This window comes from Erythrobacter sp. S158 (assembly GCF_057364915.1).
This window is the reverse complement of sequence record NZ_CP200279.1, coordinates 2,967,391-2,983,190: the sequence shown is the minus strand read 5'-3', so window position 1 is coordinate 2,983,190 and position 15,800 is coordinate 2,967,391. Positions and strand designations below refer to the sequence as shown.

At 61.0% G+C, this 15,800-nt stretch carries 17 protein-coding genes; 3 read left to right on the top strand and 14 right to left on the bottom strand.

Annotated elements, in window-relative coordinates:
* Positions 1-9 precede the first annotated feature (9 nt).
* From AC0V6T_RS14640 to AC0V6T_RS14605, 8 genes are all read right to left on the bottom strand, one after another.
* Positions 10-531 (bottom strand): demethoxyubiquinone hydroxylase family protein, encoded by a 522-nt coding sequence (locus AC0V6T_RS14640; protein ID WP_486128053.1) that lies wholly within the window; start codon positions 529-531, stop codon positions 10-12.
* Between the two features lie 28 nt (positions 532-559).
* Positions 560-1,012: a disulfide bond formation protein B gene (locus AC0V6T_RS14635; protein WP_486128051.1), complete on the bottom strand. Its 453-nt coding sequence runs from the start codon at positions 1,010-1,012 to the stop codon at positions 560-562.
* A gap of 33 nt (positions 1,013-1,045) precedes the next feature.
* Positions 1,046-2,449 (bottom strand): S41 family peptidase, encoded by a 1,404-nt coding sequence (locus AC0V6T_RS14630; RefSeq protein ID WP_007165678.1) that lies wholly within the window; start codon positions 2,447-2,449, stop codon positions 1,046-1,048.
* Between the two features lie 166 nt (positions 2,450-2,615).
* A complete protein-coding gene (locus AC0V6T_RS14625) occupies positions 2,616-3,854 on the bottom strand; it encodes a murein hydrolase activator EnvC family protein (protein WP_486128049.1) in 1,239 nt (412 codons plus the stop codon).
* 4 nt (positions 3,855-3,858) lie between these two features.
* Entirely contained in the window at positions 3,859-4,281 is a 423-nt protein-coding gene (locus AC0V6T_RS14620) for a 23S rRNA (pseudouridine(1915)-N(3))-methyltransferase RlmH (protein WP_486128047.1), read from the bottom strand.
* Positions 4,282-4,398: 117 nt separating this feature from the next.
* A complete protein-coding gene (gene rsfS / locus AC0V6T_RS14615; protein WP_486128045.1) occupies positions 4,399-4,812 on the bottom strand; it encodes a ribosome silencing factor in 414 nt (137 codons plus the stop codon).
* Positions 4,813-4,902: 90 nt separating this feature from the next.
* Complete coding sequence (locus tag AC0V6T_RS14610) at positions 4,903-5,544, bottom strand: nicotinate-nucleotide adenylyltransferase (RefSeq protein WP_486128043.1); 642 nt, start codon at positions 5,542-5,544, stop codon at positions 4,903-4,905.
* A 17-nt stretch (positions 5,545-5,561) separates the two neighbouring features.
* Positions 5,562-6,866, bottom strand: coding sequence for a glutamate-5-semialdehyde dehydrogenase (locus AC0V6T_RS14605; RefSeq protein ID WP_486128041.1), 1,305 nt, complete (start codon positions 6,864-6,866; stop codon positions 5,562-5,564).
* A 382-nt stretch (positions 6,867-7,248) separates the two neighbouring features.
* Here AC0V6T_RS14605 and AC0V6T_RS14600 point away from each other — a divergent pair, with 382 nt between their 5' ends.
* Together AC0V6T_RS14600 and AC0V6T_RS14595 are read left to right on the top strand one after the other, a co-directional pair.
* Positions 7,249-8,280 (top strand): M23 family metallopeptidase, encoded by a 1,032-nt coding sequence (locus AC0V6T_RS14600; protein WP_486128039.1) that lies wholly within the window; start codon positions 7,249-7,251, stop codon positions 8,278-8,280.
* Positions 8,281-8,335: 55 nt separating this feature from the next.
* Positions 8,336-8,746 (top strand): bactofilin family protein, encoded by a 411-nt coding sequence (locus AC0V6T_RS14595; protein ID WP_486128037.1) that lies wholly within the window; start codon positions 8,336-8,338, stop codon positions 8,744-8,746.
* A 68-nt stretch (positions 8,747-8,814) separates the two neighbouring features.
* Here the strand turns inward: AC0V6T_RS14595 and AC0V6T_RS14590 are convergent, their stop codons facing one another.
* The 6 genes from AC0V6T_RS14590 to AC0V6T_RS14565 form a co-directional block, all read right to left on the bottom strand.
* Positions 8,815-10,482, bottom strand: a complete 1,668-nt coding sequence (locus AC0V6T_RS14590) for a long-chain-fatty-acid--CoA ligase (protein ID WP_486128035.1) — start codon at positions 10,480-10,482, stop codon at positions 8,815-8,817.
* 112 nt (positions 10,483-10,594) lie between these two features.
* On the bottom strand, positions 10,595-11,416 hold the full coding sequence (locus AC0V6T_RS14585; RefSeq protein WP_486128033.1) for a cell cycle transcriptional regulator TrcR: 822 nt from the start codon (positions 11,414-11,416) through the stop codon (positions 10,595-10,597).
* Between the two features lie 156 nt (positions 11,417-11,572).
* Complete coding sequence (locus AC0V6T_RS14580) at positions 11,573-12,670, bottom strand: glycosyltransferase family 4 protein (RefSeq protein WP_486128031.1); 1,098 nt, start codon at positions 12,668-12,670, stop codon at positions 11,573-11,575.
* Positions 12,667-13,614 (bottom strand): UDP-2,3-diacylglucosamine diphosphatase, encoded by a 948-nt coding sequence (locus tag AC0V6T_RS14575; RefSeq protein WP_486128029.1) that lies wholly within the window; start codon positions 13,612-13,614, stop codon positions 12,667-12,669. The genes AC0V6T_RS14580 and AC0V6T_RS14575 overlap by 4 nt, the downstream gene beginning before the upstream one ends.
* 150 nt (positions 13,615-13,764) lie before the next feature.
* Positions 13,765-14,394: a glutathione S-transferase family protein gene (locus tag AC0V6T_RS14570; RefSeq protein ID WP_486128027.1), complete on the bottom strand. Its 630-nt coding sequence runs from the start codon at positions 14,392-14,394 to the stop codon at positions 13,765-13,767.
* Positions 14,387-15,373 carry an NAD(P)H-quinone oxidoreductase gene (locus tag AC0V6T_RS14565; protein WP_486128627.1) on the bottom strand — a complete coding sequence of 329 codons (987 nt, stop codon included), beginning with the start codon at positions 15,371-15,373 and terminating at the stop codon, positions 14,387-14,389. Before AC0V6T_RS14565 ends, AC0V6T_RS14570 begins: the two co-directional genes overlap by 8 nt.
* A gap of 149 nt (positions 15,374-15,522) precedes the next feature.
* On the opposite strand from AC0V6T_RS14565, the gene AC0V6T_RS14560 reads away from it, so the two are divergent.
* Positions 15,523-15,726 (top strand): DUF1192 domain-containing protein, encoded by a 204-nt coding sequence (locus tag AC0V6T_RS14560; protein WP_007165692.1) that lies wholly within the window; start codon positions 15,523-15,525, stop codon positions 15,724-15,726.
* The last annotated feature ends 74 nt before the right edge of the window (positions 15,727-15,800 follow it).

The following is a 15,800-nucleotide window of genomic DNA, read 5'->3' as shown; positions in this document are numbered from 1 at the left end:
TTCAAATAATCAAACGCGCTCGCTGACCTTGATCGCGATGCGGCATCCGAGTTTGATCGCGCCGGAGAGCAGCGGATAGGCGGGCGCTTTCTCCGCGCCATTGGCAAGCGCTGCATCGCGGTGTTCGCGCTCGTCCTCGCGAAACTCCTCGATCATTTCGGCAAGCTCCGGATCGGTCTTCGTTTCCGCAAGGCGGTCGAGCTGCTCGGAATAGTGCTTGTCGATCTCTTCCTCGACTGCGGCGGTGCAAGCCATGGCTGCTTCGGGACCAAGCAGCGCAGTGCCAGCGCCCAGCGCATAGCCGGCAACCGACCAGAAAGGTTGCAGCGCCGTCGGGCGAACGCCGCGTTTGGCGAGCATTTCGTCAAAACGGGCGCGGTGGCCTTCTTCCTGTTCAGCCATGTGGCGGATTTCTGCCGAATGAGGCCCACGGTCACCCATCACGGCGAGCTGACCTTCGTAGATGCGCGTTGCGCCAAACTCTCCGGCCTGGTCTACGCGGATCATTCGGTGAAGTTCGGCCTTGTCCATCAATCGCTCCCGAAAAATCGCTTTGTTTCTACTTCTTATACGCAGCCAGCGCGAGAATTGTTGCACCGCCGATGCCGGAAATAAGGAAGTTCCAGCCTGCAAGAGAAATGCCGAACAAGTCCCAAGGGGCAACATCGCATCGCACGATCGGCGCTGCATTGACGTCCATCACGTCAATCGAGCTCGGCAAGGTAGAGCATCCCGTGATGCCTTCCCACCAGCCATATTCGACGCCTGCGTGAAACCCGCCGATCAGGCCCGAGGTGATGATCGCAAGCCCTGCAAGCGCGGCCCAGACGCGGTGCGGGACCATAATGTAGGATACGATCGCCAAGCCAATGGCGGCGAAGTGCGGGTATCGCTGCCACCAGCACATTTCGCACGGATAGAGGTCAAAGCCGAATTGCGCGATGTAGGCTCCGCCCAGCAAAGCCGCCGGAATTGCCACCGCGAGCGCACGCGCCTGATCCAAACCATTCATGCCGAGGCCCTTAGGCGGCGAGCGCGTTCCTGACTAGGGGCGCTTCATCGCAGGAGCAGGACGCAGCGCCACCGAACTGGCGGTGGTGCGGCGCAGGGTTTCGAGCGCATAATGCAGCTGGAAGTCCTCTACACCCTGCTCTTCAAGCTGTTCGGAGGTCAGCTGGAAGCGCGGATCATCGATCCGGTCGTCTTCCATTTCCTCGTCAGCAATGCCGAGTTCGTTGATCAAATGCCCACGAAGATCGGATTCGCGCGTCTGATAGCGTTCGCGAAGCGCGTAATCCGGATCGGAAAGCTGCGGCACGCGGATATCGGGCGCGATGCCGCCTTCCTGAACCGACTTGCCGTTCGGCGTAAAATAGCGAGCAGTGGTCAGTTTGAGCGCCGAGTCTGGACCGAGCGGCAGAAGCGACTGGACCGAACCCTTGCCGAAGCTGCGCTGGCCCATGATCAGCGCGCGTCCGTGATCCTGCAGCGCGCCCGCCACGATTTCGCTTGCCGAGGCAGAGCCCGCGTCGATCAGAACGATCATCGGCACGTCCTTCGCGATCTGGCCCATAAAGATCTGCGCCTGATCGCGGCTCATCCGGCGGCGTAGATAGTAATTGATATCGTCGGCTTCGAACTGGAATGTTTCGCCCCACGAACGCCCACGCTGCGAGACGATCTGGCCTTCATCGATGAAGAGATCGGTCAGCGCGACGGCTTCGTCGAGGCTGCCACCGGGGTTCGAACGCAGGTCGAGCACGAGACCGCTCATCCGGCCCGTCGCTTCGGTCTGAAGCGATTGCCAGGCCTCGAAAACGTCGCGACCAACATCGGCGGAGAATTCGTTGACTGAGATCAGGCCAATATTGCCTGCCTGAAGCTCGTAAGTGACCGGCTCGAGCTCGATCACGCCGCGGGTCACGTCGACTTCGAAAGGCTCGTCGCGGCCTGGGCGGAAGATAGTAAGCTGGATCGAGGTGCCGGCTTTGCCGCGCATACGCGCGACTGCATCGTCGAGATCGCCGCCATAGATGAGATCACCGTCAAGGTGGGTGATGAAGTCGCCCGCCTTGATGCCCATCTGGTCTGCGGGGCTGCCCTTGAACGGCGAAATGACCTTCACCGCACCGTCTTCGAGGATCACCGAGAGGCCAAGCCCCGAATAATTGCCGTCGATCAGCGTGTTCAGACGCTCAAGATCGCTGCCATCGAGATAGGCGCTGTGCGGATCGAGCGCTGCGAGCATTCCATCGATCGCGCCGCGAACGAGCACTTCGTCCTCCACCGGCTCTACATAGTTGGCCTGCACGCGTTGCATGATCGTGAAGATCTTGGCGATTTCGGTTCCTGCGCGGGCATCGACCTGCGCCATGGTGGCCGTGGTGGCGGGAACAAGCGCAACAGCGGTGACAAGCGCGGCGCTACGAAGCAGAGCGGCAATTTTCATGTGAGTGGAGGGCTCCTTTCGAATATTAACGTATAGGCAAGCGCGCATTAACGCCAGATAACATCGACGAGCGTTATCCTGCGTCCCGCGACGGGGCAGTCAGCCGTAGTGAAGTTACGTGCAGCGCTGCGAGAGTGACGCATACTCGCGGCCATTGGCGGCGCGATTAACCAAGATAATTGAGCGGGTTGACCGGTTCGCCGTCACGGCGCAGCTCGATTGTGAGCGGCTGACCGGCATTTCCAGCATTGCCGAGCGGCGCTCCACCGATGACTTCGTCACCGACCTCGGCATCGACGCTGGCGAGACCGGTCACAAGGCTCGTCCAGCCGCCGGGATGCTCGATGATCACGATTCGTCCAAAGCCGCGATAGGGCCCCGCAAAAGCAACCCGGCCTGACGCTGGCGCCACTGCGAGTGCGCCGGCGGCAGGTGCAAGCGTTAGTCCGGTTGCACGGAGGCCGCTTTCGCGAAGTTCACCGAAACCGGCGAGTGTGCGGCCCTGGACGGGAAGCTGGAATGAGCCGAGCCGTGCACTTTCACCTTCCGCATTCGGCGATGGCGCTGCGCTGGCCGGCCCTTCGACAGCTCTCGAGATATCGCGAGGACGCAGGATCGGACCGGGCAGCGCGGCGAGTTCGCGCCGAAGCCCAGCCGCTTCGTCCAGCCGATCGATCAGCCCGTCGAGATCGCGCGCCTCCTCTGCCAGTGCGAGTGCACGCTCCCCCTCGCGCACCGCGTTGCTGCGGGCTTCGCGTGACGTCAGGCGTTGGCGCGTCTCGAGCGCTGCCAATTCGGCGCGACGAGTCTGCAGTTCCTGCTCGCTCGAGCGAAGGTTGTCGATTGCTCTGGCCGCGCGCGCTTCGAGCCGCCGACCTTGTTCCAGCTCACCGCGCAACGCAGCGGTGCGCTGGCGGATTTCCGGCACAGCCGATGCGAGAACTGCGCGGACGTAAACGAGGTCCTTCAAGGATCCCGGCTGGAGCGCCGAAAGCGCGAGCGGGCGGCGCGAGCTTGTCTGCAATGCGCCGGTCAGGCGAACAAGCGGTTGTTGACGCTGCGCAAGCCGCACAGAAAGCCGTGCCCGGTCCGATTGGGCCAGCGAATAGCGTGCGCGCGCAATCGCGATGCCAGCCTCCGCCGCCTGAATTTCGGCGGCCAGTGATGCGGCCTCGCGGGCGGTCTTTTCGGCTGCCTCGGTCGCGGCTTCAGCCTCTCGGGCAAAGCGCTCGGCGCGTGCATCTGCCTGCTGGCCCTCGCGCGTTGCCCGTTCCAGCTGGGCCTGAGCTTCGTCGGGTTCGAGCAACACCGGGTCGCGCTGCGCCCATCCTTGCGGCGGGGCGACTAGCAAGGCTGCGCAAGCAGCGCCGGTCACGGCAAGGACAGCAAGGCGAGCTTTGTTCATCTGCTCAACCTGCCCGATGATAGGGGTGGCCTGCAAGAATGCTGGTGGCGCGGTAGAGTTGTTCCATCAACATAGCGCGCGCCAGCAGATGGGGCCATGTTGCGGGTCCGAAGGCGAGAAGCAAGTCGGCTTCGCGACGCACCTGCTCGGAATGCCCGTCAGCAGCGCCGAGCACAAAGCGCGTCTCGCGCGTACCCGTGTCCCGCCAATGCTCGAGCGTTGCGGCAAGCTTTTCGGAAGAAAGCGCCTTCCCGCGCTCATCAAGCACTACGGTTTTGTATGGGGTTTGCGGCTCAGGGATCTTGCCGCCGCTTTCGGGCAATTCAGTCAATTTGACCGGCCAGGTAAGTCGCTTCTCATACCGTGCGACCAGCTCCGCCTCTGGAGAGCGAGCAATCTTGCCGCGGGCGATAACATGAAGAAGCACAGGCACTTACCCTGAAATGAAGGGTTGGACGGACAGCTGCCCGCCTTCAGGCGCTCAAGCCGGGACGGCGTGACGCAGCACCAAGAATGCTCACCCGGATGGATGAGCAAGGAACAGTTATGCGCTTCCGGCTGCCTTTTCGCCGCCTTCGAACGACCACATGCGCTCGAGATTGTAAAAGCTGCGCACTTCGGGCCGGAACAGGTGAACGACAACGTCGCCTGCGTCGATGAGCACCCAGTCTGCTGCGGGAAGCCCTTCGATCCGCGCGGGACCAAAGCCAGCCTGCTTGACCTTTTCGGCAAGCTTCTGAGCCATCGAGGCCACCTGACGGGTCGAGCGTCCGCTGGCGATCACCATGTGATCGGCAACAGAGCTTTTACCTTCGAGCGGGATCGAGACGATTTCCTGTGCCTGGTCATCGTCGAGTTGGCGCATGACGAGGTCATGCAGGTCATCATGGTTCATGTCAGCGGGCATTGAAGCAACCGGTTTGAGTGTGTCGGCCGAAGCCGTGTGTGCCTGTGTCATAGGCAAGTTCAGATCTCCAGATTTTGAGGTTAAGATGGGCGCCGGCGCGCTGTTTCGCAAGGGTGACGGTCAAGCGTAAGGGATTAGCCCTCATGCCGTACCTTCTCCCGATATGTTGCGAAAAGTCAGCCGGTCACGCACCGCCTTGCCGCGATATCGCTGGGCCCAATCAGGGTTGTCACGGCGGATGGCCGTGGCCGATCGTGGGTCCGGATCGAAACGCATTAACACCAGGGCCGGTGCGCTCCATTGCCCCCGTTTCCGAATTCTGGCGGCAGGCACCTTATGTTGCCTGAGCCAGGCCATGGCGGGGCTCGTCATAGCCTCACGACTATAGCCGGGCCGATCGATGACTGCAATCGGCATGGTTCTCGCGATGGCGCGCCAGTTTTTCCACCGGTGAAATTGAGCAAGATTGTCCGACCCCATGAGCCAGATGAACTGCCGCTTGGGATAGCGCCGCACGATGCGACCCAGCGTTTCGTGGGTGTAGCGCGTGCCGAAATGTGCCTCTATCGCGGTCGGCACGATCGGGACGCCGCGCGCCTGCTCGCGCGCGGAAAGGAGCCGGGCGGCAAGCGGCGCCATGCCCGCCTTGGGCTTCAGCGGATTTCCCGGCGACACAAGCCACCACACCTCATCTAGTCCCAGCGCTTCCTTCGCAAAGAGCGAGATGCGCCTGTGCCCGCCGTGAGCAGGATTGAAGCTGCCTCCAAGAAGCCCCGTGCGCATGCCCTGCCAGATCGCCCTCAGGGGCGCGCCTGCCCGCTGCCGCGAACAAGCCACTTATACGTGGTGAGACCTTCGAGTGCGACGGGCCCTCGAGCATGCAGGCGCCCGGTCGCGATGCCGATTTCTGCGCCAAGCCCGAATTCCCCGCCATCTGCAAATTGCGAGGATGCGTTGTGCATGACGATGGCGCTGTCGACGCGGGCGAAAAATTGCTCGGCAACGCTGTCGTCGCCAGTGACGATGACATCGGTGTGCGCCGATGAATGGCGCGCGATATGCGCTGTTGCTTCATCGAAACCGTCGACCATCGCGACCGAGACGATTGCATCGAGATATTCCGTGTCCCAGTCGTTCGCGCTCGCGGCAGTGACGCGGTCGTCGAGTGCCTGAATGCGGTCATCACCGCGCACTTCGACACCGGCATCAATCAGCGCCTTGATAAGTGCCGAAGCGTCCGAAAAGTCGCTGTCGATCAACAGCGTTTCCATCGCACCGCAAATGCCGGTCCGGCGCATTTTGGCGTTAAGCGCAATGTCGCGCGCCATCGTGGGATCAGCCGCGGAATGGATGTAGGTGTGATTGATGCCGTCGAGATGAGCGAGCACCGGAACACGCGCATCGGACTGAACCCGCGCGACAAGACTCTTCCCGCCGCGAGGGACGATCATGTCGATGAGGCCCGATGCCGTCAGCATGGCGCCAACCGCCGCACGGTCTTGTGTGGGGACCAGCTGCACCGCTTCAACAGGCACGCCGCCTTCGGCAAGGCCGGCCGCCAGGCTTGCGAGGATTGCCCGGTTCGAGTGAACCGCCTCGCTTCCACCACGAAGCAGGGCAGCATTGCCCGCCCGCACACATAGTGCAGCGGCGTCAGCGGTCACATTCGGGCGGCTTTCATAGATGATGCCGATTGTTCCGATCGGTACGCGAACGCGCGACATCTTGAGCCCGTTAGGACGCTCGGACTGGTCGATCACCTGGCCAACCGGGTCGGGTAAAGTGGCGACGGCTTCCACCGCCGACGCGATGCCTTCGAGGCGTTCTTCGTCGAGCTTCAGCCGATCAAGCATCGCCTTTGTGAGGCCGTTCGCCTCGCCTGCCTCGATGTCCTTGGCATTCTCGGCAAGGATGGTTGCCGCATCCGTGCGCAGCTGCTTGGCGGCAAGCTTGAGCGCGTTGGCGCGCGCATCGCTGGACATGGCGGCAAGCACGCGCTGCGCCTTGCGAGCGGCGCGGGCGAGCTCTGCGATAAGGATCTTGGCGTCTTGAGCTTCGATATCTTGGGTATCAACGGGTGCGATAGGGGTGGCTAGGGTGTTCATGCGGCGTCCGATAGCAGTGATTCACGGCGCTGTCAGGGTTCCGCAAGGGAATCACCTAGCCGCCTCTTGGCGGGCTCGAACTTACCGTTCGGACAGGGATTGGACGCCGAAAACACACGAATTTTGGGATCGTTCCATCGTTGTGAACGTTTCGCCGCATTTTGGCTTCAACTCAGCCCTCGCATTAACACTTCAATTCGACCACCTGCGCGCAACTTGGTAGCCCTCGCCTCGCAATAAAAACACAAAAGTTGCCGGGGCCGTTTTGTCAGAATCAAAAAGTTCACGCTCTTGGAGTGAGAAACTGCGCGAGTGGTTTCCCGACCGCGAATTCTTCATGCGGTCTCAGGGGCAAGTTCGCTTCATCAAAATCTCGTCGCGCATGCAGAAAGGTGCAGCACTTGGCGTAGTGCTGTTCGCAACCGGCTGGGCCGGTTCGATGGGCGTCATGGCGTGGAACAACTACGTCGCTGAATCGAACCTTGCATCGTTTCAGAACGAAAAAGCAGAGGTCGCCGATCACCGTCAGCGGCTTGAAGCGTATGGCGGCAATCTTGAACGCGTCGTCGATGACCTCAAGGCGCGTCAGGACGTGCTCGATGCAATGAGCGAAATGCTTCCTGAAGACATCCAGACCGTCGACACCAATGTGACCGATTCCTCGGATGAAACCGCGAAGACGGTAAAGCAAGTCGGCGCGATGTTCCCGCAAGCCGTGGGCCTTGCGCAGGTGGAAGCGCGCCAGCTGGCCTATGTCGAGAACATGACGCGCTATGCCGACTGGCGCGCCAAGCGCGCAGAAGAAGCGCTTCGCAAACTCAACCTCGACCCGCGCGAAATGACCCGCGCAACCCGCCGCGCCGCACAGAGCGCGATGGGTGGTCCGCTCGAATTGCTCGCCACTTCGGCTGACGGCTCGCTCGATCCGCGCTTTGAGCGCTTGGGGTTCAGCCTCTCACGCATGGCAGAACTTGAGCTCGCACTTGAAGGCGTTCCTCAAGTTGTTCCGGCTGCCGACCAGCGCATTTCTTCGCGCTTTGGCTATCGCCGCGATCCCTTCACCCGCCGCAGCGCGATGCACAACGGTATCGACTTCAAGGGCCCGCACGGCTCGCCGATCTATGCCGCAGCCAAGGGCCGCGTGACTTTCGCCGGCCGCAAGGGTGGATACGGCAAGTGCGTCGAGATCACGCACACCAATGGCATCATGACCCGCTACGCTCACCTGTCTCGGATTGACGCGAAGGTCGGGCAGTCCATCGAAGCGGGTGAGACTCTTGGCGGTCTTGGCAGCACAGGTAGATCGACAGGTCCTCACCTGCATTTCGAAGTTCGAGTCAACGGACGCCCCGTAAATCCGCGTCCTTTCCTGGAGACAGCTCCCGATGTTCTCAAAGAAGCCCGCGGCAACTGATAATTCGGCCCCGCCCGCTCCGCGCGCACCCGCCCCCAAATCTCAAGGACGCAGCATGGCAAACGGTAACTCCACCTTTTCGGTGATCGGTTCAGACGTAACGATCAAGGGCGATGTCAGCGCCACGGTCGACCTTCACATCGACGGAACCATTGAAGGCGACATCAAATGCGCTTCGATCGTTCAGGGTGAAGGCAGCGCCATTCACGGCGCCGTCATGGCAGACACCGCCCGCATGTCAGGCAAAGTCGTCGGTTCGATTGCCGCCAAGGAGCTCGTTATCCTCAAGACCGCCGAGATCGAAGGCGATGTGCATTATGATGCGCTCACCATCGAACAAGGCGCGCAGGTCGATGGTCGCTTCGCACCCAATTCGCATCGCCAGACCAAGCCGGCTCCGGCGCCAATGAAAAAAGAATCGCCGAGCGCAGACGACGCGCAGGCAAAGCTTCAGATCGCCAACTGACCATCACAGTCTAGCGAATTCAAAAACGCCGCGGGCCCCGGAGGGTCTGCGGCGTTTTTCTTTGTCTGTCAGAGAACCTCGGCGCGCAGAGCCTTGCGGTCGAGTTTGCCGATGATCGTCTTGGGTAGCTCCTTGCGGATCACAACCTGATCGACCCGCTCGTGCTTGCCGATCCGGTCGTTGAGCCAGCCCTTGAGAGCATCGGCTCCGATATCGGTCTCGGGATCTTCGAGCGTGACGTATGCGCGGGGGACCTCTCCCTTGTAGTCGTCGGGCACACCGATCACGAGCGCTTCCTTGATAGCCTCGTGCTTCAGAATCGCATCTTCGACTACGCTAGGGAACACTTTGAACCCGCCCACTGCAATCATGTCCTTGATCCGGTCGACGATTTCGAGAAACCCGTCCTCGTCCATCACCGCGACGTCGCCCGTGCGCAGGTAGCGCTTGCCGTCTCGTTCGACGAAACCGTCAACATCGGTTTCGGGCCTCTGCCAATATCCGCGCATGACCTGAGGCCCGTGGATTGCGAGCTCACCCGGCTCACCGTCGGGCGCAAGCTTGGTCGGGTCTTCCTTGTCGAGCAATACGATTTCGGTGCCTGCTACGAGTTGTCCGATAGTACCCTTCTTGCGGGTCCCTTCATAGGGATTGGTCGAGACCACGCCCGAACTTTCCGTCAGGCCGTACCCTTCGACCACGCGCACGCCGGTGACCTCTTCAAACTTGGTGTGAACCTGCGCCGGCATTGGGGCACCGCCCGAAATGCATACCTTGAGCGATGAAAGGTCGGTTTTCGTCAGGTCGGGATGATCGAGCAGCGCCTGAAACATGGTCGGGACGCCGGGAAAGCCGGTCGTCTTATATTTCTGGATCATCTGGAGAACCTGCTTGGCCTCGAAGCGGGGCACCATCGCGATCGAGGCGCCCGCTGCAACCGCGTGGTTGAGCAGCGCAGTGTTCGCGAAGACATGGAAGAATGGCAGAGCCCCCATGAAGACCTCCTTGCGTGGATCTTCGAACGGGTTGATCGCGGCGACTTGTTGCGCGTTCTGCGTCAGCTGGCTGTGGCCGAGCATCGCCCCCTTGGGCCGCCCGGTTGTGCCTCCGGTGTATTGGAGGAGCGCCAGGTCATCGCGGCGGTCGAGCGTGGCCTCACCCTCGGGCCATGACCGCAGCATCTCGCTCCACTTCAAAGTATCGGGACCCCAGGCCACGTCAGCAATCTGGCTACGCTTGAAGAGTTTGAGCGCCAGCCCCTTCACCGCCGGGAGCATTTCCGAAAGCGAGCCGACAATCAGCGTTTCAAGCTCTGATTCCTCGAGGACCTTGGCTGCCGTGGAATAGAGTTCAGGCACGTCGAGCGTCACGAGCACTTTCGTCCCGCTATCGCCAACCTGCCATGCAAGTTCTTCGACCGAATAGAGCGGCGAAAAGTTCACCACCACCGCGCCAGCCATCATCGAGCCGTAATAGGCCGAGGCGTAGATCGGTACGTTAGGGAGGAACAAGCCGATGCGGTCGCCCTGCTCCACGCCCATCGCGATCAGCCCGGCGGCGAAGCTCTTCGCCTCGCGCTCGATCTCGCTGAACGAATATGTTCGCCCCAGAAAATGAAGGAACGGCGCGTCCGGATTGTGAGCGACAGTACGCGCCAGCATTTCGGGCAGGGACATTGGCTCGAATGTCGCATCCCAGGGGGTCGGGTGGTGATAGCTGGCCGTATTTACATTCATGTCAGTAACATGGCCGATCTGCGAGCGATTCTCAAGCGATTGGTGCGGCATCGGGCACAAAAAAGGGCGGCGCCGCGATGTGCGGGGCCGCCCTTCCTAACTGATTGAGCAATCAGGCGTTGTCGTCGTCTTCCGGCTCGGGTGCGGTGACGGCCTCTTCTTCGCTCGGCTCCGACGGAGCGAAGGCGGGAGGGGTCACGCTGTCCGGCGGCGTCACGCCATCTTCGCCAGCGGCTTCGGCAGCGCGCTTTTGGGCAAGCCATGCTTCGGCTTCGGCTTCCTGAGCGGCTTCGGCAGCAGCCTTAACGTTGGCTTCACGTTCTGCGCGTAGCTCTTCGATCAGTTTGTCCTTGTCGCTGCGAGTGTCTTCGCCAACGACGGTTTCGACTTCTTCCGTCACGCCAGCGCGCTTGGCTGCCTTGGCAACGACCGCGTCGAGTTCACGCTGCGAGCACAGGCCAAGGGTCACCGGATCCTTGGGCTGGATGTTCTGGATGTTCCAGTGCGAACGCTCGCGAATCGCGCCGATCGTATTGCGGGTGGTGCCGATCAGCTTCGAAATCTGCGCATCCGACACTTCCGGGTGGTTGCGCAGAATCCATGCGATCCCGTCGGGCTTGTCCTGACGCTTCGACACCGGGGTGTAGCGCGGGCCCTTGGTCCGGGTGACTTCAACCGGCGCCTTGTGCATCTTCAGCGCGTATTCGGGATCGGCCTGACCCTTCTCGATCTCCTCGAGGGTCAGTTCACCGGCGTGCACAGGGTCGCGGCCTGTATACTTGCTGCCCGCAAGGTCATCGGCCATCGCCTGGACTTCGAGAATGTGCAGGCCGCAAAATGCGGCGATCTGCTCAAACGAAAGGCCGGTGTGGTCGACCAGCCAGGTAGCCGTGGCGTGCGGCATCAGCGGCTTGGGCTGATCCTTTTGTGCCATGGGGAAATCTCCGTTCAAAATATAAGGGCCGCCCCTTGCGGAGCGGCCACTGTGCGAGTGTCAGATAGGCTAAAGAGGTGCGCGCGGCAAGGGAAAGGGTGCTCCGCGCCTAAAACTGGTGATCGGTATGGCCCCGATCCGGATGCATCGTGGCCTTCAAATCGCCGACACTGCCCGCAGCGAGACGCATTCCTCGTCGGCCAAAGGTGCAAGACCGGAGAGGAATTGCTGCGTTGCCGCCTCCCATGAAAATGATGCAGCGTGGGCAGTACAGGCCGCTCGGTCACGGGTTCGCGCCGTTGCAATCGCCTTGGCCAAATCCGCGTCCATGGCGCCGACAGTCTCGTTCAGGATGTCCACCGGCCCGCTCACCGGAAAGGCAGCGACCGGAGTGCCGCAGGCAAGCGCTTCAATCATAACGAGGCCGAACGTGTCGGTTTTGCTCGGAAACACGAACACATCGGCGGCGGAGTAGCAGCCAGCAAGTTCGGCGCCCGTGCGTTTACCAAGGAAGACGGCCTCAGGAAATTTCGCCTCAAGCGAAGCGCGCGCCGGTCCGTCGCCAACCACGACCTTGGTCCCCGGATGGTCACATGACAGAAAAGCCTCGATGTTCTTCTCGACAGCTACCCTCCCGACATAAAGGAGGATGGGGCCACCGAGGTCGGCGAGCTCTAGCGGCGCGGGCACATCAGGCGAGAAGCTGGCAAGGTCTACACCGCGGCTCCAATGCGCGAGCCGCGTAAGTCCCTCACCGCGCAGTTCATCACGGATGCTTTCGGTTGCGACCATCACACGCTCGGCAGGGCCATGGAACCAGCGGATGTAAGGCCAGAACACGCTCGCCGGCAGGCCAGTGCGACGCGAGATATAGTCGGGAAACTGCGTGTGATAAGCGGTGGTGAACGGCACCCCTCGCCCAGCGCAATATCGCCGCGCGGCAAAGCCCAAAGGTCCCTCGGTCGCAATATGAACCGCATCAGGAGCGATTCTCCCCAGTTGCCTTCCCACCGCACCCGGAAGTGTCAGGGCCAACCGGATCTCGGGATAAGTCGGTGCGGGGACGCTGTGATATTGCTCAGGCGAAATGACCGTCACGTCATAGCCCCAGCGGCGCAGAAATTCGCACGTCGTGGACAAGGTGCGGACCACTCCATTGACCTGCGGGAACCACGCATCCGTCACGATCGCGATTGATTGTGGTCGTTCCGCCGCTGCCAATCGGGCGGGAGCGATCTTTGCGGACATATTCATGCCGCCTCCTGTTCCCGGCTTTCGCTCGTTTCTTGGTCGGAGATAAGGGCGCGTTCGCTATGACGAGCGCGCGCCGCGATCACGTCTGCCCAATTGATGATCTCCATCGAACCATCGTGATGCTCGACCAGAGCGTTGCACCCTTCCACCCAGTCGCCATCGTTCCAATACTCGACCGTCTTTCCGCCAAATTCGAACTCACGGGCTTCCGCTGTGTGAATGTGGCCGCAAACGACCCCGTCGACACCGCGCTCTCCAGCAGCCTTGGCGACGACTTCTTCGTATTTCCCGATGAATTCGACCGCGTTCTTCACCTTGTGCTTGGCTGCTTTCGAAAGAGACCAGTAAGGTAGGCCCATCGCTTTTCGCACGGCATTCACCAGCACGTTGAGCTTCATCGCGGTGATGTATGCCCAGTCACCGACGAATGCGAGCCAGCGCTGTGAGAGCATCACTGCATCGAATTCGTCGCCGTGGAGGACCATGAGCCGCCGTCCGTCGACCGTGTCGTGAAAGGCAGCGCGGCGAATTTCGATGCCGCCGAAGTTCAATCCAGTGAACTGGCGGAACATCTCATCATGGTTGCCCGGAATGTAGACGATCCGCGTACCGCGCTTGGCCCGCTTGAGCACGCGCCACACAATGTCATTGTGAGTGGAAGGCCAGTAGAACTTCTTCTTGAGACGCCACCCGTCGATAATGTCGCCGACAAGATACATGACATCGCTGTCGGTGTGGTCGAGGAAGTCGATCAGCATCTCGGCATTGCACCCCTTGGTGCCGAGATGAACATCGCTGATCCATATGGTGCGATACTTGGTGCGATTAATCCCTTCCGGCTCGGGCGCGCTGAACCGAGAATTGATCTGCGACACGGGGAGATTTGCCACATTTCCGAGATCGGAGAAGTCGCCAGATTTATCCTGCGGCATGAAGTCGGTCATGAACGCGCCTTTTTGCAATGCGATGCATTTCAAAGGCATCCATGGCACGCCAATGTTACAGGCGATTCACAAGGCGGTGACGGTTCCGCGTCTTTTGGCAGCTAGATGACGGTCATGTTGCAGTGCGTAAATAGAGCGGCACCCACACCCTCACTGCATCGGGACGAAGCGCGGCAGTGAGCAGATGCGTTCGATCCAGGGCGCAAGATTGGGATAATCGCGCAAGTGAAAGCCGCCTTCATCGGCGACATGCGTGTACGCAAAGAGCGCAATATCAGCGAGCGTCACCTGATCGCCGCATAGAAAGCGCCTGTCCTTGAGCTCGACATTCATCACTGAAAGCGCGTCGCAACCGGCGATCCTCTTTGCCATGATCTGGGCGTTCTGCTGTTCCGACAGGTTCGCCTTGCCCACGAATGTCAGCCAGAACCGAAGAGTCGCGACGTTCGGCTCGTGATTGTATTGCTCGAAAAACATCCAGCGAAGCATGTCGGCCTGCGCATAGCGGTCTTGCGGGATGAGGTCGGAATCGCTTGCCAGATACCAGCACGCCGCATTGCTCTCGGGCAGGAATCGGGCGCTTTCCCTGTCGCGGATTTCGAGCACCGGGATGCGGCCATTCGCGTTGATGTTGGCGAGGAATTCGGGTGTGCGCGTCTCGCCCTTCATGATGTCGTATTGCCGGGTCGCTAGCGGCAAGCCGAGCAGTGCGGCGGTAAGCTTGATCTTGTAGCAATTGCCGCTGCGCGGATCTTCGTGAAGCGTGAATTGCTCAGCCATCGGAGACTTCCAGCACGATCTTGCCAATATGCTCGCCCGCTTCCATCCGGGCATGCGCAGCGGCAGCCTCACCAAGCGGGAAGGTTTGGTCCATTACCGGCGCCAATTCGCCAGAGGTGAATAGCGGCCACGCATTCGCAGCGATCTCATCTGCGAGGGCGGCTTTGAAAGCATCCGAGCGCGGGCGCAGCGTGGAACCCGTAAGAGTCAGGCGCTTCATCATCACCATCGGCATGAACAGCTCGGCCTTGGCGCCGCCCAACATGGCGATCGTCACGTGGCGACCGTCTTCCGCGAGGCACTGCAGGTTGCGCGGGACGTAGTCGCCAGAAACCATGTCGAGCACCACGTTCACGCCCTCGCCGCCCGTGTGCTCCTTGACCATCTCGACAAAATCCTGCTCGCGATAATTGATTGCTAGATCTGCGCCAAGGTCGCGCGCGGCCTGGCATTTTGCCTCATCGCCGCAGGTCACGAGCACTTCGATGTCGAACGCCTTGGCGAGCATGATCGCCATCGTTCCGATGCCGCTAGTTCCACCGTGAACGAGGAGTCGCTCACCATCACGTGCCATCCCTCGCTCGAATACGTTGTGCCAGACGGTAAAGAGCGTCTCGGGGAGAGCGGCGGCGGTCTTGAGGTCCATGCCATCGGGCAGAGAGAGACAGTGTTGCCACGGTGCGGTGCAGTACTCGGCATAACCACCACCCGGCGTCAGGGCGGCGACACGCTGGCCGAGCATTTCGGCCGGGACACCGCTCCCGATCGCGACAACTTCGCCTGCTACTTCAAGACCTGGCAGCGGCGATGCGCCCGGCGGCGGCGGATACATTCCTGCACGCTGCGCGCAATCGGGACGGTTCACGCCTGCAAAAGCCACCTTGATGAGAACATCGTGTTGCTTGGGTGCTGGAGTGGCTGTCTGCTCGAGCCGAAGGACTTCGGGGCCACCGGGCAAATCAAATCCCACAGCCTGCATGGTGTCAGGAATGACTGGCGCTTTCGCCTCTAGCATGAGTTCTGCCCCCGGATTTGGCGATCGCACATGCGACGACCCTTGATGCGGAGAGCGGAAATACAGGCCAAGCGCATTGACAGCAAGCCGCGTGTCGAGCGATGCTGGCGTCAATGGATGATCTCGATCTCCCGCGCCCCAAAGGAGACGCCGCCAGCAAGCTGGCAGCAGAGGACCTTGCACCCTACTCTCAGGATGAACTGACCGAGCGTATTGCGTTGCTTGAAGCGGAGATCGATCGGGTCACGGCGCACCGCGACAAGGCAAGTGCTCATCGCGCGGCGGCAGATGCACTTTTTAAGGGTCCCGGCTCATGATCGTTTTTGCGAAACCCCATTCGGATTCGCAATTATGCAGACGCGTACCATATAATTCGTACACCCTCCTTTAT